The 18,417-nt window shown below is 63.9% G+C and carries 15 protein-coding genes and 1 pseudogene; 8 read left to right on the plus strand and 8 right to left on the minus strand.

What is annotated here, in order from left to right; genetic code table 11:
- Positions 1–73 precede the first annotated feature (73 nt).
- Positions 74–1,381 (plus strand): MFS family transporter, encoded by a 1,308-nt coding sequence (locus FAZ69_RS18165; protein WP_136896467.1) that lies wholly within the window; start codon positions 74–76, stop codon positions 1,379–1,381.
- A 57-nt stretch (positions 1,382–1,438) separates the two neighbouring features.
- Here the strand turns inward: FAZ69_RS18165 and FAZ69_RS18170 are convergent, their stop codons facing one another.
- The 7 genes from FAZ69_RS18170 to FAZ69_RS18200 form a co-directional block, all read right to left on the minus strand.
- A complete protein-coding gene (locus FAZ69_RS18170; protein ID WP_240702314.1) occupies positions 1,439–2,053 on the minus strand; it encodes a phosphoribosyltransferase in 615 nt (204 codons plus the stop codon).
- Between the two features lie 138 nt (positions 2,054–2,191).
- Positions 2,192–3,286: a CHASE domain-containing protein gene (locus tag FAZ69_RS18175; RefSeq protein WP_136896469.1), complete on the minus strand. Its 1,095-nt coding sequence runs from the start codon at positions 3,284–3,286 to the stop codon at positions 2,192–2,194.
- Positions 3,287–3,481: 195 nt separating this feature from the next.
- A complete protein-coding gene (locus FAZ69_RS18180; protein WP_136896470.1) occupies positions 3,482–4,246 on the minus strand; it encodes a 2OG-Fe(II) oxygenase in 765 nt (254 codons plus the stop codon).
- Between the two features lie 121 nt (positions 4,247–4,367).
- On the minus strand, positions 4,368–4,856 hold the full coding sequence (locus tag FAZ69_RS18185) for an adenosine-specific kinase (RefSeq protein WP_136896471.1): 489 nt from the start codon (positions 4,854–4,856) through the stop codon (positions 4,368–4,370).
- Between the two features lie 223 nt (positions 4,857–5,079).
- Complete coding sequence (locus FAZ69_RS18190) at positions 5,080–5,421, minus strand: DUF4148 domain-containing protein (RefSeq protein ID WP_136896472.1); 342 nt, start codon at positions 5,419–5,421, stop codon at positions 5,080–5,082.
- 313 nt (positions 5,422–5,734) lie between these two features.
- Positions 5,735–6,100: a hypothetical protein gene (locus FAZ69_RS18195; RefSeq protein ID WP_136896473.1), complete on the minus strand. Its 366-nt coding sequence runs from the start codon at positions 6,098–6,100 to the stop codon at positions 5,735–5,737.
- Positions 6,101–6,276: 176 nt separating this feature from the next.
- Positions 6,277–7,185, minus strand: a complete 909-nt coding sequence (locus tag FAZ69_RS18200) for a LysR family transcriptional regulator (RefSeq protein ID WP_136896474.1) — start codon at positions 7,183–7,185, stop codon at positions 6,277–6,279.
- Positions 7,186–7,301: 116 nt separating this feature from the next.
- On the opposite strand from FAZ69_RS18200, the gene FAZ69_RS18205 reads away from it, so the two are divergent.
- The 3 genes and pseudogenes from FAZ69_RS18205 (at position 7,302) to FAZ69_RS18215 (ending at position 9,444) form a co-directional block, all read left to right on the plus strand.
- Positions 7,302–8,177: an aldo/keto reductase family oxidoreductase gene (locus FAZ69_RS18205; protein ID WP_136896475.1), complete on the plus strand. Its 876-nt coding sequence runs from the start codon at positions 7,302–7,304 to the stop codon at positions 8,175–8,177.
- A gap of 12 nt (positions 8,178–8,189) precedes the next feature.
- Positions 8,190–8,291, plus strand: a pseudogene (locus FAZ69_RS33980) (3-beta hydroxysteroid dehydrogenase); the annotation flags it as partial.
- Between the two features lie 358 nt (positions 8,292–8,649).
- Positions 8,650–9,444 (plus strand): class I SAM-dependent methyltransferase, encoded by a 795-nt coding sequence (locus tag FAZ69_RS18215; protein ID WP_136896476.1) that lies wholly within the window; start codon positions 8,650–8,652, stop codon positions 9,442–9,444.
- 1,469 nt (positions 9,445–10,913) lie between these two features.
- On the opposite strand, the gene FAZ69_RS34240 is transcribed toward FAZ69_RS18215, so the two are convergent.
- Positions 10,914–11,042 carry a hypothetical protein gene (locus tag FAZ69_RS34240; RefSeq protein WP_255451548.1) on the minus strand — a complete coding sequence of 43 codons (129 nt, stop codon included), beginning with the start codon at positions 11,040–11,042 and terminating at the stop codon, positions 10,914–10,916.
- An 804-nt stretch (positions 11,043–11,846) separates the two neighbouring features.
- Here FAZ69_RS34240 and FAZ69_RS18220 point away from each other — a divergent pair.
- The 4 genes from FAZ69_RS18220 (at position 11,847) to FAZ69_RS18235 (ending at position 18,387) form a co-directional block, all read left to right on the plus strand.
- Positions 11,847–12,170, plus strand: a complete 324-nt coding sequence (locus FAZ69_RS18220) for a hypothetical protein (RefSeq protein ID WP_136896477.1) — start codon at positions 11,847–11,849, stop codon at positions 12,168–12,170.
- 108 nt (positions 12,171–12,278) lie between these two features.
- A complete protein-coding gene (locus FAZ69_RS18225) occupies positions 12,279–13,199 on the plus strand; it encodes a hypothetical protein (protein WP_136896478.1) in 921 nt (306 codons plus the stop codon).
- A 56-nt stretch (positions 13,200–13,255) separates the two neighbouring features.
- Positions 13,256–16,909: a hypothetical protein gene (locus FAZ69_RS18230; RefSeq protein ID WP_136896479.1), complete on the plus strand. Its 3,654-nt coding sequence runs from the start codon at positions 13,256–13,258 to the stop codon at positions 16,907–16,909.
- Positions 16,906–18,387 carry a hypothetical protein gene (locus FAZ69_RS18235; RefSeq protein WP_136896480.1) on the plus strand — a complete coding sequence of 494 codons (1,482 nt, stop codon included), beginning with the start codon at positions 16,906–16,908 and terminating at the stop codon, positions 18,385–18,387. Before FAZ69_RS18230 ends, FAZ69_RS18235 begins: the two co-directional genes overlap by 4 nt.
- Positions 18,388–18,417: the final 30 nt, after the last annotated feature.

Genomic DNA, 18,417 nt, shown 5'->3' on the forward strand with positions numbered 1-18,417 from the left:
GTAAGAGCAAGGGCGTACGTATCGCACGCCTTTCGTTCCCACCCATCAGAGACCGACAAGGAGCCGCCACGACATGACCGATGTCACCACCGATCACCCCGTCCTCAGCCAGAACGACACGCGCCGCCGGGTCATGGCGATTGTCGGCGCGTCGTCCGGCAATCTCGTCGAGTGGTTCGATTTCTACGTTTATTCGTTTTGTGCGCTGTATTTCGCACCCGCTTTCTTTCCAAACGGAAATCCGACCACGCAGCTCCTCAACACGGCGGGCGTGTTCGCAGCCGGCTTCCTGATGCGCCCGATCGGCGGCTGGTTCTTCGGCCGCATCGCCGACAAGCATGGGCGCCGCACCGCGATGATGATCTCGGTGCTGATGATGTGCGGCGGCTCGCTCGTCATTGCCGCGCTGCCCACGTATGCGCAGATCGGTGCGCTTGCGCCCGCGCTGCTGTTGATCGCGCGCCTCTTTCAGGGCTTGTCGGTCGGCGGTGAATACGGGACGAGCGCGACCTATATGAGCGAGGTCGCGCTCAAAGGGCGGCGCGGTTTCTTCGCGTCGTTCCAGTACGTGACGCTGATCGGCGGCCAGCTGTGCGCGCTGCTCGTGCTCGTCATCCTGCAGCAGCTGCTCTCGACTGAGGACCTGAAGGCGTGGGGCTGGCGCGTCCCGTTCGTCGTTGGCGCGCTGGCGGCGCTCGTTTCGCTGTATCTGCGCAAGTCGCTCGACGAGACGGCCACGGCCGAAACCCGCAGCAGAAAGGAAGCCGGCACGATCCGCGGGCTGCTCCAGCACAAAGGCGCGTTCCTGACCGTGCTCGGCTTCACGGCGGGCGGCTCGCTGATCTTCTATACGTTCACGACCTACATGCAGAAGTACCTCGTCAACACGGCGGGCATGCATGCGAAGACGGCAAGCAACGTGATGACGGCGGCGCTCTTCGTCTACATGCTGTTGCAACCCGTGTTCGGCACGCTGTCCGACAAGATCGGGCGGCGCAAGTCGATGCTCTGGTTCGGCACGCTCGCCACGGCCTTCACGGTGCCGCTCATGCATGCGTTGAAAGACGTGTCGAGTCCGTATGCGGCGTTTGGCCTGGTCGTCGTGGCGCTCGCGATCATCAGCTTCTACACCTCGATCAGCGGATTGATCAAAGCCGAAATGTTCCCGCCGGAAGTGCGCGCGCTGGGCGTCGGGCTTTCCTATGCGGTGGCGAATGCCGTCTTCGGCGGCTCGGCCGAATATGTGGCGCTGTGGACGAAATCGATCGGGAATGAATCGGCGTTCTATTGGTATGTCACGGTGATGTGTGCGATTTCCTGCTTCGTGTCGTGGCGCATGCGCGATCCGAGCCGCGAGGGGTATCTGCGGCACGAGCCGTAAAGCCGGCAAGGCATTTCCGGCAGGCGGCCGGGCAGGACGTCGCCCGCCTTTGCCGCGTCATGCGTGGCGCGCCCGTGCGCGGGCCAGGAGTTCGCGGACTTCGTCGTCGGTCGTCTCGCCGAAGTCCTCGTAGTATTGGCCGACGCTGTAGAAGTTCGGCGGGTTGGACACGCAGACGAATGCATCGACGATGCCGCTGAAATCGGCCTCGGCACCGAGCGGCGCGACCGGCAAGCCGACGATCACGCGCGCCGGCTGCTGCTTGCGCAGCGCGCGAACCGCGGCCTGCATCGAGGAGCCCGTCGCCATGCCGTCGTCTACGACGATCGCGACGCGTCCTTCGACTTTGGCCGGCGCGGTGTCGCCGCGATAGAGCGTGGCGCGCCGCGCCAGCTCGATTTGCTCTTCCGCATGCACCGCCTCGAACTGCGCTTGTGTCACGCGTGCGATATGCATCGTGCCGTGGTCGACGTAAAGCGCGCCTCCTTCCGCAATCGCACCCATCGCGAGCTCGCGTTCGCCGGGGACGCCGAGCTTGCGGACCGGCAGCACGTCGAGCTCGGCGCCGAGGGCGATCGCGACTTCGTAGCCCACAGGTACGCCGCCGCGCGGCAGCGCAAGGACGACGGCGCCGGCTTCGGCGCCGGCGCTGCGCAAATGGACCGCGAGCATGCGGCCAGCCTCGGATCGATCTCTGAACAAAGTGAGCATGGTGCGCCCCGCGACGAAAAGCTCGTCTCTCTATGGTAGCCGCCGTGCGGGAAAGCGCAGCGGCGCGAGCGGGGAGGGCGCCCGCGCGCGAACGGCGGTCTACGATTGCTCGCGCGCTCGCGTGATCAGGAACACCAGGGCCGCCATGAAAGCCGACGCGAGCACGCCGAGCGCGAGTATGACCGAGGTGCTGAGCGTGTCTCCGGCGCCCAGGTAACGGTCGCCCGTCGTATAGATGAGCGTGAGCGGCTCGCCGCCGAAGCGCAGCGTTTCGGTCCGGTTGAACAGGACTTGCGCCGGCGTGCCGTCAGCGGCATCCGAGGTGGTGAACAGCAAGCTCGCGGGCGATCCGGCATATGCCTGCAGGTCGATATTCCGCTCGTGGACTTCCAGGCTGCTAAGCAGCCAGTCGGCGTCGAGATGCGCGACGACGAAGCCCGCGATGTCGGCGCGGCGGGCCTCCTTCGTCGCAGGCAATGACGCGCTGCGGTAAACCGGCAGGTACAGCTCGAAGCGCGCGCGATTCGCGTCGGCGCGGGTATCGAATGCAATCGGGCGGGCGATGAGCGCCGGCTGTCCGGTGTCGGCGGCACGCAGCAATGCGCCGCGGCGCGACGGGTCGCGGCCGAGATCGTAGGCGAGCGGCGCGGCGTCGGAGCGGGGCGGGTACATCAGCGTGACCGGCGCCAATGCGCTTTCGGGCGCCGAGCCGCCAGTGACGGCTTTCGCATCCGGCATGCTGTCGGCCTTGATCTCGCTCGCGACGCGGACCATGCTGGCCGCTTGCGCCGTCGCATAGCCCAGGGCGCGCACGGCGGGCTGTTTTGCGTCGAGATCGAGGTGCGCGACATAGCTGCGCCACGTTTCCCGGGACAACGGCGCTCCGGTGGCATCGGGCGGCGGAGTCATCGCTTGCGCGACGGCAATGAGGCCGCTCGCGCCGCGCAGGATCTCCTCGCACGCGCCGAGCTTGTTGCGCAGATCGACCGTGGTCTGCGCGGCGCGCCATTCGAAGCGGGCGAGAGCGCCGTGCTGCAACTGCTCGTGCACGATCCGCCACGTGCCAAGCACGGCGGCGAGCGCAATCACGAAGGTGACGCAGGCCGCGAAGGCGGGAAGCCGAAACAGCAGCGCAAACCGCGCGGGCGGCGGGTTCGGTATGTCGTGACCCGGGGTGTTTCCGTGTACGGTCATACGATGCGATGGCCAATGAGGTGCGAAGGGACGGTCGCCGACCGGGAGCGGCGTGATGGCGGCTCGGGCCGCCTGGATTCTTGTGCCCGAACGGCGAGCCTGTCAAAACGCAGATTGTGCGCGATTTGCGGCGGGGCTGCCAGCTTGCTTTCAGGGCGCACGGCCGGCCACGCCGTTGCGCCGGCTCGACGGCGATCAGAGCGCGTCGTGAAAAATCACGCCGGCAGTATGCCGCCGCCCCGAGCGCAGCCGGCTTACGCCATGCCGCAGGGCGACGCGGTAGACGCCGCGCGAGCCCTGAACCGGACGATGGTTGACCGCGAAGATCACGGCGTCGCCGCGCTCGAGCGGCACGACCTCGACGCGCGACTGCATGCGCGGACGCTGTTCGGTGAGTACGAACTCGCCACCGGTGAAATCAAGGCCCGGCTGCGACAACAGGATCGCGGCTTGCAGCGGAAACACATGTTCGCCGTAGAGGTCCTGATGCAGACAGTTGTAGTCGCCCTCGCCGTATTCGAGGATCAGCGGAGTCGGGCGCTGCTGGCCGGCTGCATGGCAGCGCCGGATGAACGCGTCGTGCGTCGACGGATAGCGCGTCGCGATGCGCAGCGCCTCGTTCCAGCGGTTGGCCACCGGCGCGAGATGGGGATAGAGCGCTGAGCGCAGCGCGTTCACGATGCCCGGCAACGGATAGGTGAAGTACTTGTATTCGCCGCGTCCGAAGCCATGACGCGCCATCAGGACGCGGCTTCGGTAAAGGTCGTCGCGCGGGTAGAGCGCCGCCAGAGCGGCGCATTCGGCGTTCGTCAGCAGACCCGGCACGCTGGCGCAACCGTGCCGGTTCAGGTCGTCTTCGATGCTTAGCCAGTCGAGCGAGTCCACCCGTCGCGCGATTGCGTCGGCCGTTGCGGCCGGTTCAATGGAGGCGGGGGTTGGCGTGGCGAGGCGGGTATTCATGGGGGCGTCCGGTGCGTCGTTCATGCCCCCAGTCTACGAACACGTCCGAGCCCTCGCACTCCGAGTCTTGCGGTGCAATTCGCGCCGCGCGAACCGGTTCGCGCGTCAGGTCAGATTCCCGTCAGGCCTTGTAGCCGATCTTGCGCAGCAGCTCTTTGCGCCACAGGACGTCTTCGTCGTTTTCGATCCCGAGCGGCGGGAAGCCGTCGACGACGCCGAGGATCGCGCGGCCCTGTCCTGTTTCGGCGAGGACGACTTCCGTCGGATTGGCCGTCGCGCAGTAGATCCGGCAGACCTCGGGTACGGCCTTGATCGCATTGAGAACGTTCACCGGAAAATAACCGTCGCCGAGCACGACGATGAAGCTGTGGCCGGCGCCGATGGCGATGGCGTTCTTGCACGCCAGTTCGGTCAGGGCGGCGTCGGTGCCGGAGTGCCGCACGAGGCGCTTGCCGGAAGCTTCGCAAAACGCCAGGCCGAACTTGATGCCCGGCACGGTGCCGACCAGCGCCTCGTGAAGGTCTTCCACCGACTTGATGAAGTGCGATTGACCCAGGATGAAGTTAGTGGTTTCGGGCTTCGAGATGGATACGGTGAGCAGTTGTTGCATGTCGGACCTCGCTCCGTAACGTACACATGTCCACGCAAGGGGATGCGATCGTTGGACACGTCAAGCGTAGTACGAAGCGCAGGCGAGAGAAAGCGCGCCACGCAGAAAATTGTCGCCGGAGCGAAGCCGGCGCTCTGAAGAACGTGGGCGCGCGATGCTCCGGTGCGAGCCCATCGTTCGGCAAGCGCCGCGGGCTTTCGTTCGAACGGTTTGTGCTGCACGTTCAGCTGCCGAAGTAGACCGTGCAATAGCTCACCGGGCCGACGCAACTGTCACCGTGCGACTTGGTCATCGGTTTGCCCGCGGCGCTCGAGGCCGACATGGCGGCGCCGGTGCCGCTCGTGTCCTGCTCCGTGCGGCTCGCTTGTTGCGCGGCTTGTTTCGCGAAGATCGGATTGACTTCGGGATACGACGTATCGGTGACTAGACGCAGACCGTTGTTTTCGGCCTGGATCAGCTCCTGACGGACTTCGGCGCGCGTCTTCTCTTGAGCGGACGCGTTGACGGCGAAGCCTGCCGAGGCGAGAAGGGCCATGGAGAGAGCAACAACGAGGCGCTTGTTCATTTTGAACTCCTAAGTAGATATCGAGGATCGAATCAATTTCGCTTGCTACATCCTGGTGAACACGGGGAGCGTCGGCTTTATTCCTGGCTGTCGGATTCTTGTTCTTGTCGGCAGTCTGGTTCGTCGAGCGCGCTGGTCACATCCGGCCCGCGAAGCAACGGACCTTACGCAGGTAAACCACGGCACATCGCGTTTTGTTCCCGCGAGCGATGCCATGCAGCGCAAAATCCTGCGTAAACCCAGCCGGGCGGGGAGGAAAGCTGCGGGCGGCCTGCCCGCGGCAGCATGGAGACGAGGGCGGGGCCAGGGGTGCTCAGTCTGCCGGGCGCTTGTCAGTGAGGGCGCGCCGGCAATCTTCCAATACTTGCTGGACCAGCCTGGCCTGGAAGTTCAGGTCATCGGTGTCGAGTATTTCCTCGACCGCGTCACGGGCCCAGTCGGCATTGACGAAACCGGCATGCTGGCGGGCGATGTCGATGGCAAGCGCGGACAGCTTGGCAATGCTCAGCCAGTCGGCGTCGCGCATGTGCCGGTCGAGCCACTTGTGCGCCGCTTGCACGTGAAACGACGCCTGCGGCCATTCCTCGTTCAGGTAGTAGGCCCCGAGACTGCCGCAGGTCAGCCAGCAAAGCAGTTCGATACGGTCAGTCGGGCTCAGGTGTTGGCGTACATCACTCATGGCGACGCTCGCGAAGGTGATTGGTGTCCCTTGGGCGAGGGCCCGGGCGCGATGATGCGAACCCGTGGCCCACACTTTGACAATAGCACGCCATTGCGCGGTGCAGCGCGCTTTCCCCAACAGACTCGGGTTTGTTCGAATCCGGGGAGAGGGGCGAGTTCGAAGCGAGCATCGAATCAGGCGCCGTCTCGGAGTCCCTTGATGAAATCGATGAACGCGCGCAGCGGCGCGGGCACGAGGCGTCGCCCGGAGTAGTAGAGGAATGGCCCCGAAAACGGCCGCCACCAGGGCTCGAGCACGGGTTCGAGGGCGCCGCGCTCGAGATGCGGGCGCAGCCAGTCTTCGAAGAGATGCACGATGCCGGCGCCGGCGATCGCGGCGTCGACCATGAGGTCGGTTGCTCCGCCGATCTGCACGAGCAGCGGACCTTCGGGATCGACTCGCACCACTTCGCCATCGTGCTCGAACTCCCACGGCGGCATCGAGCCGCTGACGAAACGGCCGCGCAGGCAGGCGTGGCCCAGCAGCTCGCGCGGATGCGCGGGACGGCCGCGACGATCGAGATACGCGGGGGCCGCCGCGGTCGCGAAGCGCTGGATGCGGGGACCGATCGGCACCGCGATCATGTCCTGCTCCAGCCGTTCGTCGTAGCGGATGCCCGCGTCGAATCCGGCCGCCACCACGTCGACGAAACTCTCCTCGGCGACCACTTCCAGCCGTATCTCGGGATAAGCATCGAGAAATCGCGGCACGATGAATGGGAGCACCAGCCGCGCCGCGCTGACCGGCACGTTCAGCTTCAGCGTGCCCGCTGGCTTGTCGCGAAAGCGATTGACCTCGTCGAGCGCCATTTCCACTTCGGTGAGGGCAGGGGTGAGCCGTGCGAGCAGGCGCTCGCCGGCTTCGGTGGGCACGACGCTGCGCGTCGTGCGGTGGAGCAGCCTGACGCCAAGCTGGGTTTCCAGCCGGCGGACGGCCTCGCTCAGCCCGGACGCGCTGGCGCCGGTGGCCCGTGCGCCGTCTCGGAAGCCCTTGGCGCGCGCCACGGCTACGAAGGCATTCAGATCCGCCAGATCGACTTGCATTGTTCGCCTTTTCGTACAACCCGTGCGAATTATGATGACTTATCGCGCAAGGATGCAACGCCTAAGCTTGGCAACCTATCGACGCCACGGCGTTTTCTTGAGTGAGGAGATCGATCATGTCCAGCATCCACCAATCCGGCACATTCAAACTCGGCGAGCGCACGGTCAAGCGGCTCGGTTATGGCGCCATGCAGCTCGCCGGCCCCGGCGTATTCGGCCCCCCCAAGGATCGCGAAGAAGCGCTGAGGGTATTGCGCGAGGCCGTCGCGGCCGGGGTCGATCACATCGACACCAGCGATTTCTACGGCCCTCACGTCACCAACCAATTGATCCGCGAAGCGCTGCATCCGTATCCGGACGACCTCGTCATCGTCACCAAGGTCGGCGCCCGGCGCGGTGAAGACGCCTCGTGGTTGCCGGCTTTCTCGCCCGAGGCGTTGACCCAGGCAGTCCACGACAACTTGCGCAATCTTCGCGTGGACGCGCTCGATGTGGTCAATCTGCGGCTCATGTTCGACGTGCATCGGCCCGCCGAGGGATCGATCGAGGCGCCGCTCACGGTCCTTGCCGAGCTTCAGCGGCAGGGCCTGATTCGTCATATCGGCTTGAGCAACGTCACGGCCGCGCAGGTGAAGGAAGGGCAGCGGATCTGCGAGATCGTCTGCGTGCAGAACCACTACAACCTCGCACATCGGGCTGACGATACGCTGATCGACGATCTTGCTCGCGAGGGCATTGCCTACGTGCCGTTCTTCCCGCTGGGCGGCTTCACGCCGTTGCAGTCCGCGACGTTGTCGGATGTCGCCGCTCGCCTCGACACAACGCCGATGCAGGTCGCGCTCGCCTGGCTGCTGCGCCGGGCGCCCAACATCCTGCTGATTCCCGGCACGTCGTCGGTCGCTCACCTGCGGGAGAACCTCGCCGCGGCCGCGCTCGATCTGCCTGCCGATGCGCTCAGCGAACTGGCGTCGATTGCCGAATCAGCGATTTGACGCGATCCGCTTTCGGAAACGACGGCCGCCTCGCTCGAGACGCGCGGGGTGCGCGCGTCGGTGGTCCGTCTTCCGCCGTCGGTGCATGGCGATGGCGATCACGGCTTCGCGCCGGTTGGCCCTACGTGTCGATGAGTTCCAGTGATGGGCAGGCGTTTCAAGTCGCGAAGTGCTCGACCTGTTAGCTTGCTTGCGGTCGAAGCAATACCGTGCGAAGGGCTGCCTTGGCTGCGTCGTTGGTTTGCACGGAGTTTGCAAACGAATCTCGTCGACTCGGTCCCAAATGCCTTTAAAGTCTGCTTCGCTCATACCTTGCGCTATGAGCATTCCTCCAAGCGATTCCTTGGTCCGAGACAACGCGGACGAATTGCCTTCATACTCTTTCTGGCCGTCGCGCTCAAGCAGTGGCGCGGTAAAAGGGTAACCTTGAGCGCGCGAAAGTGTAGGAAAACGGGAATAGAGGATTTGCGCGATGCATGACGCTTACGCCGGCTTGAACCGGCTCTACCTCTCGATGCATAGTCCTGCTGCCGTCGCGGGGCAGGACATGAATGATCCGGTCATGTCGGAATGGATTGCACGGAATGTGGGAAGCGGCGCATCGATTCTCGATGCCGGCTGTGGACTCGGTTTCGACGTGCTGGCGCTGCATAACGGTCTTCCGGCACGCGGGAATGAAAGGCGGTTCGTCGTGTACGGGGCGGACTACAGCGAGGATATGCTTGCTGACGCGCGGCGTACCGGAACAAAGGCAGGCATTCCTGAAAGCCGGTACCGCGCCGCTTCATTCGCGGGGCTGCCCGATGTGTCGGCGTGGCGCGAAAGCATGGACGCGGTAACGGTCAACTACGCGATCTATACGCAACCGTGGCGAGGCTGCGATTATGACGGCTACCTTGCCGACTCCCTGCAAGGGCTGAGCGCGGTGCTTCGGCATGGAGGGCATCTTGCCCTGAATCTGCGCGATTGGGCCGCACTGAAAGCCGCTGATGCGGCTGGTGCAGCGCATTCAGGGGGAGCGACGCACGATGGCCGGACGTACTTCTACAGTTATACCTGGGTATTCGGCCAAAATCGCCAGTATCGAACTACGTTGCGCATGTGGGAAGACGGCGGTTTGGAGCGGGAAACGGACATTTGGTTTGCTGAGCGCGAGCTGGCCGAGATTGTCGCTGCGTTACAGCAGGCCGGGTTTTCGGTAGTTCACTCTGGCAGACATGGTCAAGGCGCGTATGCGTTCGATACGCTGGTCGCACGGAAGGTGTGAGATGGATCGAAAGTCATGGGCTGAAGCAAAAAGATCTCGCGGATATCGCTTCGCAAACTCTTATGAGCGTGTCGAGGCTGACGGCAAAGTATTTTGTCACTGGTTCGGGGAAAAGGGCAGGCAGGAGGAGGGAGCATTTCCAGCAGTTGTACTTGAGAAATATGATGATTCTCATGCGTGGGATATGTCATAACGTGAGAAGCACCGATATCTAGAAAGCCGCCTTCGGGCGGCTTTTTTTACGAGCTGGTGATGATGTTGCTCAAGCAATGTCGAGACGCAGTTGGCAAACGAAGTGTGGTTCGTTTGCGGCTGGTCGACGCTGGATGATGGGCTGAGGTTCGCGGGCTTGTTGCTCGCGTTGGATGGCTCGTAGAACCTCATCACGTAAGGCTTTGCCGGATTATTCAGACCTGACTGAGTAGCGTAGGGAGCTGAAAGACGTAGCGCGTTTGTGCTACAGACCGGTGCTCCACATACTCAATACAATCACATTGCCCCCATGCCGTATATACGGACGACTTTGCTCTGTCTGTGATTCGTTCGGCAGAGTTGACTAAATCGTGGCGCATCATAGTTATGGGAGAGACGCAATGCCGCTGGACCGAAAATTGGACCCTGATACGATGAGAATGATCGCGGGGTTCCTTTCGCTTGAGGAAAGGGTAAAGATGCGATTGGTTAACTCGCACCATGGGCCTACCGTCGATCGCAATGGCATGTTGTTACGGGACTTCAGGCCGCAATATGAGCTTCTCTCCGGACGATTTGATGCTCTTCAAACTCAATGCACAGCATTTGACCGAGAGTCTGCCGAAGCTGTCGGAGTGAATGACTATACAGCACATTTCCAACTCGGGATCCGCGGTTCCCATTTGCTAGAAATGCTTGGTTTGCTTCAGAGAGAACTCCGTTCCGTGATTCACGCACTTGGGGTTCGCTCTGGATTGCCCTTAGATAGGGCTCGCGTATTTCCCAGCGCACACCCTATCTCCGCACTTCCCAGCGCCGCGGTTTCTAGTCCTGCAGTTTCTAGTCCCGCAGTTTCTAGTCCCGCAGTTTCTAGTCCTGCGGTTTCTAGTCCTGCGGTTTCTAGTCCTGCGGTTTCTAGTCCTGCAGTCTCCAGTCCTGCAGTCTCCAGTCCCGCACTTTCCGGAGCTCATCCCAGCGTAGTTCAGGTTCGCGCTGAGATGTCTCACAGAGAGTTGGAACTGGTCGAACTGTGGACGAAATTCAATTTGCTGCTTGACGCAATCCCTAAGTTAATAGTATTGCTGCAGGGGCGATTAACTATTTAGAGAGCTTAATCAAGCGATGGCCCGTACGCCCATTTGGTCCAGGGTTAGCTCGTGCTCAAGGTGACGCAGGCGCAGCACGGAGACCGCCCACGGCGGGACCACAGTGGCAACAGAGCACCGAAGAGAAGTTCCCGTAAAGGTATCCCGAATCCGTAGACCGTATTAAAAGTGTCACCGGCTGATATCCGTGGCAACCGGCACCAGCCTGGAGGTCGCGAACGCCAGCAGGCGCGGGATGGATCCTGCGTGCCGCCCGAACCGGTGCACGCCATATGTGCGGCGGAAGGTGACCGAATTCATCCGGGCATCCCGCTTTCTGGCGGGTTGGTCGCGCCGAGGCCTTCGCTCGAGCGTGCCTTCGAACCATGCCGCCCGCGGCAGGCGCGCGCGGCGTCACGCTTCGGCGGGAGCAGGGATCGCGCAGAGCGCTGATCGGGTGGTACGGGTCGTGGCATATCGGGCGCATTCGAGTTCGGGTTCCGGGGGGCGGGCGGAACTGGCTGCCCGCGGCAGCGGAGGCACCCAAACGAAAGGTAATAATTGGTAAGCGGCACGTTCGGGGGGAAACTGAAGGGGGATTTTCTGGATTATTAAAAAAATTACAGACGGTGCGGTCGGCTCAGATGTGTGGAGTGTCGGAACTCAGTGAAGGGGTTGATGTTTAACCACGGGTTACGAAACGAAATACATTCAATATAACTAACTACCTGAATCCGGCACGTAGTGGAAATAAATCTGTAAAGGCAAACGTTTGCTTTTTTTATCCTGTCAGAACCGACAGCTTCACGCCCGGCATGTCCGGCTGTCATAGTCGTCGCCACATGCAGTCCGCTCGTATCGCGTGTCCTTGCGATCGATTTCTGCAACCGCGCCGGAAACGGGGATTCGTGCCTGTTATGCAAAATCCGGCGCCCGCATCGATAAATGGCATGACATTCAACGAATCAGATATGTGCCGTCCACACCGAAACTGCCGGGCCGCAAGGTTTTGCCTCCGCTTCCTTGGCGGACTGTCGTCGTCTTTTCCCCGAGCCTGATCGGCTTGCCGTATTGCCCGGCACGAGCCGGGCTTTTTTAGGTGTTTCTTAAAGGAGAGTACGCGCCATGGCTTCCCAAACTACCCCGCTCACCGTGAATTCGAACAGCACCGCCAGCGGCAGCGGCGACACGAACCTGCAGACGCAGATCCGCTTCATGTCGCCGGTCAACAGCACGGTCTGGTGGCTGCCGACCGTCGCGAACGGCCAGTCGACGCAGGTCTTGCCGCAGGATGTCGGCAACGACACCGTCACCTTCGTCAAGGGCTTGACCGTCAACCTCAATTCGCTGGGCGGTACTGCGTACAACGTGACGCTGACGGGCAAGATCAGGGACAAGATGTCGGGCGAGTCGAACTTCAACGGCCTCGTGATCTACCAGCAAACCTGATCGATCGGACCGGCAGGCGGCCACCTGTTCCGGCGTGGCCGCCGAGATCGATGCACGTCCGACTGACATTCGTTCTCCGGGCATAAGCGCGGCAGGCGGGAGGATGATTTGCGCGGCAATGCGGCAACGGCCGACGACTGCGGTGACGGGGTGCCTTTGCCGATCCGGCAGGCATCCAAGGGACGGGGCGATGCGTGCCTGCGCTACGCGGCAGGGCTCGTTTGCCGCGTGATCGCCGCGGCCGGCATGCCGCCGGCATGGCTGGCCGCCCTGCTGATCCTGATCGCGCTGCCCGGCGCACCCGCATTCGGCGCGGAAATCGCTTCGCTGCAAGTCGAGCCCGGCGTTCCCGTCGAGCAGCACTATGGCGCGATGACATTGCGCTTCCTGGTTCAGAAACAGGTTGCGGCGGTGAACGTATCGGTGTTCCTCGACGGGCATGTGGTAGGGGAGCAGGTCATGACGCCTTACGACAACGTCTATCCGCTCGACATGCATATCGACCGGGCCGGTGTCCAGGGGAGCCTGCTTGCGCGCTTCGGCATGGCGGGCGAGGTGTCGTCGCTGGAGGGCAGCTTCAGCGTTTCCCAGTGCCGGGAGGCGCCTGGCGCGTGCGTGCTCGAAAGCGTGCCTTACCGCCTGGAAATCGCCAACTGGACATGGCCCAGCCCGGTTGCGCTGAAGCATTGGACAGTCTGGATCACGCCGGAATTGAACGCCGAGGTCACCTTGCAATTCACTGCCGATCAGAACGTCGAAATGGATTTCCTGACAGCCGGGCTGCTGATTCGCACGACCAGCCTGTCCCAGGGGGCCAACCTCACGCGGTTCGCCCAGGGCGCATCGGTGGCGACGGTTCGCATCGCGCCGAACATGGTGCTGAGCCTGCGGCCCGCGACACCGGTCCAGACCGGCGAGATCGTACTGAAGGGACGCTTCTCGTCGTCGAACCATCATGACGTGAGATATGACGGCACGCTCGTGGCATGGCGTTATCTGCCCTCCCGGACGAGAGGCGCATCGCCATGAAGCTTGGAACGGGAAGCTTCGGTTAACTCCACATTCACTCTGTCTGTGCGCTCCCGATGACCGATCCAACAGTGCTGTATCTGCAAATCGCCGACCCCGAAGGGAACCCGACGGCGCTCTACGAAACGCGGCAAGCGGGATCGGTCGGCTGGGCCGGCTACCTAGTCACCGCGGCCGTCGACTCATTGCCGCCGACCATCGGGCTGACGGATTCGCTGACCGGGCCATATGACGGCGCCTACATCTTCTGCGTCGAGCGGCCCGCGATTCTGGACAGCGACCCCGCCGGTTTCGCGCAGCAGCTCAATACATACATCCGCAGCAGCATCACGACCAACCGCGCATTCTTCTGGCTTCAGAGCAGCGAGGCGCCGTATTTCGGCACATTCGCCAACTATGGCTTCCAGTTCGGCCAGAACTTCAATAGCTGGGTCGTCAACACCAATATGAACGCGGTGATTGGCGCCAACCTGATCTTCAACGTCCAGAACTCGCTGAACCTTTCCGTCGACGAGGCCAACGCCCAGCTGGTGCTCAGCTATCCGGTGCTCACGAACCCGCTCGTCAATCTGCAAACCGGCACGACGATCATCGCGCAAGCAACCAACGTGCGGATGCAGGTGCCGGTAGCCGGAACCAGCACGGGCTGCGGGGTCTTCAACGCTTCGCTGTCGACGGCGACCTTCTTTGCCGCCGCGCCGAAGGGGCTGCCGCAGGGGCTGCAATACGCGTATCTCGCGGATTCGGCCGACCAAACGCTGTTCTTTCCCGTGTTCTCGATAGAAGGCATGCCGGCCACGCTCGAGACGCAGTTCTCGATGGACCCGAGCGACCCGGTCAACACCGTGCTCGACGCGGCGGCGCTGGCGGCGGGCTGTCTGCGCAGCGGCATGGTCTTGAGCGGCAAGCCGGCGCTGCCGGGCGGCTACGTGACGCAGCAGGGCAATGCGGTGACGCTGACGCCCGTCGGCGCCGGCGCGGGCGACGTCACCCCGCCGGCGCAGGCAGGCGGCTTCGCGTGCGCCTCGCTGTCGCCGGTCGCCTCCGCGCCCGGCTCCCGCAACGTCTATATGGCGCCGGCGGGCACCTACGGCGTATCGACCGCGAGCGTGCCGGACGGTGCAAACCTGGGCCTGCTCGGCGGACTGTTCGGCTCGGAAGGGATCGTCTTTCCAAGCTATCAGGCCGCGGCGCCGCAGAACAGCCTGCTGTGCTTCGTGCCGTCGCAACCCGCCTATGCGCCGTCGTTTCCTTATCAGCCGGCCAGCTTGCAGCAGTCGGGAAGCGGATCGCTACAGGCCGATCGTCTCACCGGCGTGTACGAGACGGCCTGGGCAACGGTCCTGGCTCCGGGCGGCACCGCCACGATCTATCGGGCCGAGCCCGAAGGCAGCCCGCTCTACGGCGTGCCGGCAGGCGCGCAGCAGGACGCCTCCCCGCCGATCCTGACTTCCGCGCCGCCGGTGCTGCCGTTCACCGGCAGCACCGGCGCGCCGTTTCCGCTCATTCCGTACAGCCTGACGCCGGACGCCGCCGCGGCGGCCGAGACGATGACGAACTACGAAAGCCAGATCGTCGCGCCGACCCGCAAGCAGATCATTACGGCGCAGGCGCAGGAGACGCTGCTGGCGCGCGCGAGCGTGAGAAGCGGGGCGCGGCTCGCCGCGGAGGATGGCGACGCGCCACCGTATCAGTACTCGACGTCGCCGCAAGGCTTCCTCGTCACCAGCGACGCGGCGACAGGCGCCTACCTGAACGTGCTGCTGGGGCAATCGCTCGACGATGCGGGCGGCTATCTGCCGTTTTCGTTCTCGCAGCCCATCTCCGATCCGCTCGAATCGGCGTTCCAGACCAATCAGCTGTTTCTCGTCGCGGTCAACCCGGCCAATCTCGGCACGTTCGACAGCACGTCGGAGATTGCCGGCTGGACCTTCAGCGCGCCGGTGGGGCAGGGGGTGTCGGCATCGAGCTACAGCAACGTGCTGATCCTGAAGTTTTGCAGCGGCGCGCTGACGGAGCGGGTGAAGAATCCCAACCTGTGGACCGAGCCGCAGTCGTTTTCGCTCGTGGCCGGCACTGCGGAAAGCGCCGCGTCGATCGCGTATGCCGGGCTGGCGCAATGGCTGCAAGCCTATTTGGACGCTGCGATCGCAAAGGCCGACAGCGGCGACTCGTCCGCGCCGTTCTACCGCAACTTCGCGGACCTGGTCCAGGATCCCGGCTGGAACGGCGTGATCGTGCTGAACGCCACGCTGTCGGAATCGGACCTGCCCGACGAGATCGCCGGGCTCGCGGCCGGCATCGATTTCTCCGAGTTCTCCGCGCACCACTTCGGCTTCACCGTCAGCCGCGTGCTGGCCGATCCTTCCGCTGTGCCGCCGCTGTCCATGCAGGGCGAATCGAGCTTCTTCGGCCTGATCGACTACGAGCAGCCGTCGTACGCGCAGAATCTTGCGAACGGCGTGAACCCGGAGGTGCCGGTGTCGGTGTCGGTCAGCGGCGACTTCCAGTTCACGGTGTTGCAACTGCAGTCGCTGTTCGTGAATTCCCGGCTCGCGAATTTCCAGAGCCGGGTGCAGTTGTCCGTGTCGAAGCTGTTCGGCTCCAGCGTCACGCAGACCGTCAGCAACGCGGCCCCGGGTGTCGCCAGCGGCTCGCCGATGCCCGTCAACGCGATCGTGCTCGACGGCAGCTATGTCGCGCAGAGCGGCGGCGATTCGACCGCGGGCTCCTACGTGTTCCAGCAGACGCAGACCACCGTCTTTCAGACCAACAGCAACGCGTTGCAGGCCGTGGCCTTCAATCACGTCCAGTTCAACACGCTGTCGTCCGATAGCGTGAGCACCGTGTCGCGCTTCATCGTCTGGGGCAAGTTCGACTTCGTCTCGCTGAGCGCAAACGACGGCAGCCCGTTCGACGTGCTGTCGTTCGGCAGTGTGCCGGACACGCCCGCGCTGCAATTGGGGGCGGGCCTCGCCTTCTCCAATCTCACCATCACGCTCAGCTCGCCCAACGCCACGCCGAACGTCCAAAGCTTCGCCGTCTCGACCTCGAATCTCGGCTACGACCTCGCGTCCAGCACCGCGCGGGCCGGAAGCCTGTTCCCGAACTTCGGCTTGCAGCTGAAAAGCTTCATCTCGTCCGCGCCCAACGAAACTCCGGCGACCTACGGGTTCCTGCCCGCGAGCTCGTCGCTGAACCTGACCACGCTCGGCGATTCCTGGCAAGGGGTGGTGTACCGGGTCACGATGGGCGGCCCCGGCGCGCTGGCGTCGGCGGCGGGCTTCGATTCCGAGCTGCTGCTCGCGTGGTCGGCGTCGGCCGCGGCCGGCAAGAGCGCCTATTCGGTCTTCATCGGCCTGAGCCTGCCGGGGGCCAGCCCCGGCGCGAAGCTGTTCAGCCTGCAAGGGGTGTTCAAGGTGGCGGTCGGCTCGATCGCGCTGATCCGCCAGAAGGTGGAAGGCAGCAGCGACTACGGCTACTGCCTGCGCCTGAGCGATATCGGCCTCAAGATCCTCGGCATCGCCAAGCTGCCGCCCGACGCCACCATCCAGTTCTTCCTGTTCGGGGACCCCGGCAATACCGGCAGCCTCGGCTGGTACGCCGCCTGGGTGACGAACGACAGCGCCGGCGACAACGCGAACGCCTCGCTCGAAAGGCTGCCACTTTCCGCTTCCTTGCTTGCTCCCGTCTCAGGAGATCGCGAATGACCCGTGTGGTGTTCTGGAACCTGCAGAAGTTCGGCATCAACAAGATCAACGACCCCAGCACCGAACGCAGCCCAGGCCAGGGCGGCTTGACCGACCAACGTGCAAGCCACGAACGGGGGGTGGTCGTGGCCAGAGTCCTCATTGCGGCAAACCCCGACATCATCGTCCTGATCGAAGTCGCATCGGGCGACACCAGTCCCGACACGCTGGCGAGCAATAGCGGCGGTATGGAAGGCCTGCTCTACCTGCTGGACGGGTTGCGCGCCGCGGCTCCCGGCGCCGGGTGGCGGCTGGTGCCGCCGCTGCGCATCGGGCTGGGCGGGCGCAGCGAGACGGTGGGGGTCTTCTACCGGGGCGCGCTCGCTGACGGCGACCTGCTCTACTTCACGGGTCCCAACGGCTGGCAAGGCGCGTGGGCAGGGCACTCGGTGATGCCGATGCCGGGCGTCGTCATCCCCATCAATCCCTACCCGGTTGCCGGCCTCGTCACGCCCGATCTCAGCAACTTGCTCGCTCCGCAGCGAATCGTGCCGCCCAACGCATTGCACAACGGGAATGCGTACGAGAACATGCTGGCGGCCCGCGTCGCCTACCGGCCTGTGCCGGGGTTTCCCTATGCGGTGACGGGCGACGATTTCGTGGATTTCGGCGAATACCGGCAGCCCTACATGGTGACGTTCACTCGGACGGATGCGTTCGGCAACGTGCGCAACGACCTGACGATCTTCGCGGTGCACCCTTCGCCGCAGGGCATCCTGCCCACGCAGTTCCGGACGTATCTGACCTATCTGCAGGACGTCGTGGCCGCACGAGGGGCGCTCGAGACACGGATCATCGGCGGCGATTTCAACCTGAGGCTGCTGGCCGCGGACGGCGCGGACTCCGGCGCCTACGCCCCCCTGAACGATCCGCCCAATTACGCGTACGAGCCGCTGCTGACCTCGCCGGGCGCCCCCCTTGACGAAAACGATCTCGAGGCGTTCAAGGGTTATTTCGCGACCCATATCCGCGAGGCCGGCGATTTGACCGTGGACTCGCTGTTCCTGTGGTCCAGCGAAGAGGTGGACTCGCCCTACCCGGGCTACGGCTATATCGGCAGCAACTTCGCACCCGATTTCGAATCCGTCGACAACATTCTGGTCTGGCCGAGAGTCGACCGCGCGTACAACACGACCATCATGAACGTGCTGACCGGCGCGCCGTTCAACGAGGTCGCGCCGCCGCCTGCCGGCGCGCCGGCGGGCGGTCCGCTGCCGGCCGGGAACCTCCGGTCGTCCATGACCAATCCGGCGGGCTGGAACGCGTTGATCGTGCCCGTGCCGGGCGCCGTGCCGAATTTCGTGGCGATACCGATACCGCCCGCGCCCAATGCCCCTGCCGGCTACACGCAGGGCGACCGCAACAACCTGACCAGCTGGGCGAACTACGGGCATCTGAAAAGCACCAGCGATCATTTCGCCATCGTGGCCGACATCTAGCCGTCCGCCTTGCCGCCACCGTTGACGAAA

It is taken from the genome of Trinickia terrae (genome assembly GCF_005144415.1).
GTDB lineage: Bacteria > Pseudomonadota > Gammaproteobacteria > Burkholderiales > Burkholderiaceae > Trinickia_A > Trinickia_A terrae.

What these genes read in the sequence shown, in the direction of transcription:
- FAZ69_RS18165 (WP_136896467.1), top strand. Translation starts at nt 74, where the DNA reads ATGACCGATGTCACCACCGATCACCCCGTCCTCAGCCAGAACGACACG.
- FAZ69_RS18170 (WP_240702314.1), bottom strand. Translation starts at nt 2,053, where the DNA reads ATGCTCGCGGTCCATTTGCGCAGCGCCGGCGCCGAAGCCGGCGCCGTC.
- FAZ69_RS18175 (WP_136896469.1), bottom strand. Translation starts at nt 3,286, where the DNA reads ATGACCGTACACGGAAACACCCCGGGTCACGACATACCGAACCCGCCG.
- FAZ69_RS18180 (WP_136896470.1), bottom strand. Translation starts at nt 4,246, where the DNA reads ATGAATACCCGCCTCGCCACGCCAACCCCCGCCTCCATTGAACCGGCC.
- FAZ69_RS18185 (WP_136896471.1), bottom strand. Translation starts at nt 4,856, where the DNA reads ATGCAACAACTGCTCACCGTATCCATCTCGAAGCCCGAAACCACTAAC.
- FAZ69_RS18190 (WP_136896472.1), bottom strand. Translation starts at nt 5,421, where the DNA reads ATGAACAAGCGCCTCGTTGTTGCTCTCTCCATGGCCCTTCTCGCCTCG.
- FAZ69_RS18195 (WP_136896473.1), bottom strand. Translation starts at nt 6,100, where the DNA reads ATGAGTGATGTACGCCAACACCTGAGCCCGACTGACCGTATCGAACTG.
- FAZ69_RS18200 (WP_136896474.1), bottom strand. Translation starts at nt 7,185, where the DNA reads ATGCAAGTCGATCTGGCGGATCTGAATGCCTTCGTAGCCGTGGCGCGC.
- FAZ69_RS18205 (WP_136896475.1), top strand. Translation starts at nt 7,302, where the DNA reads ATGTCCAGCATCCACCAATCCGGCACATTCAAACTCGGCGAGCGCACG.
- FAZ69_RS18215 (WP_136896476.1), top strand. Translation starts at nt 8,650, where the DNA reads ATGCATGACGCTTACGCCGGCTTGAACCGGCTCTACCTCTCGATGCAT.
- FAZ69_RS34240 (WP_255451548.1), bottom strand. Translation starts at nt 11,042, where the DNA reads ATGAATTCGGTCACCTTCCGCCGCACATATGGCGTGCACCGGTTCGGG.
- FAZ69_RS18220 (WP_136896477.1), top strand. Translation starts at nt 11,847, where the DNA reads ATGGCTTCCCAAACTACCCCGCTCACCGTGAATTCGAACAGCACCGCC.
- FAZ69_RS18230 (WP_136896479.1), top strand. Translation starts at nt 13,256, where the DNA reads ATGACCGATCCAACAGTGCTGTATCTGCAAATCGCCGACCCCGAAGGG.
- FAZ69_RS18235 (WP_136896480.1), top strand. Translation starts at nt 16,906, where the DNA reads ATGACCCGTGTGGTGTTCTGGAACCTGCAGAAGTTCGGCATCAACAAG.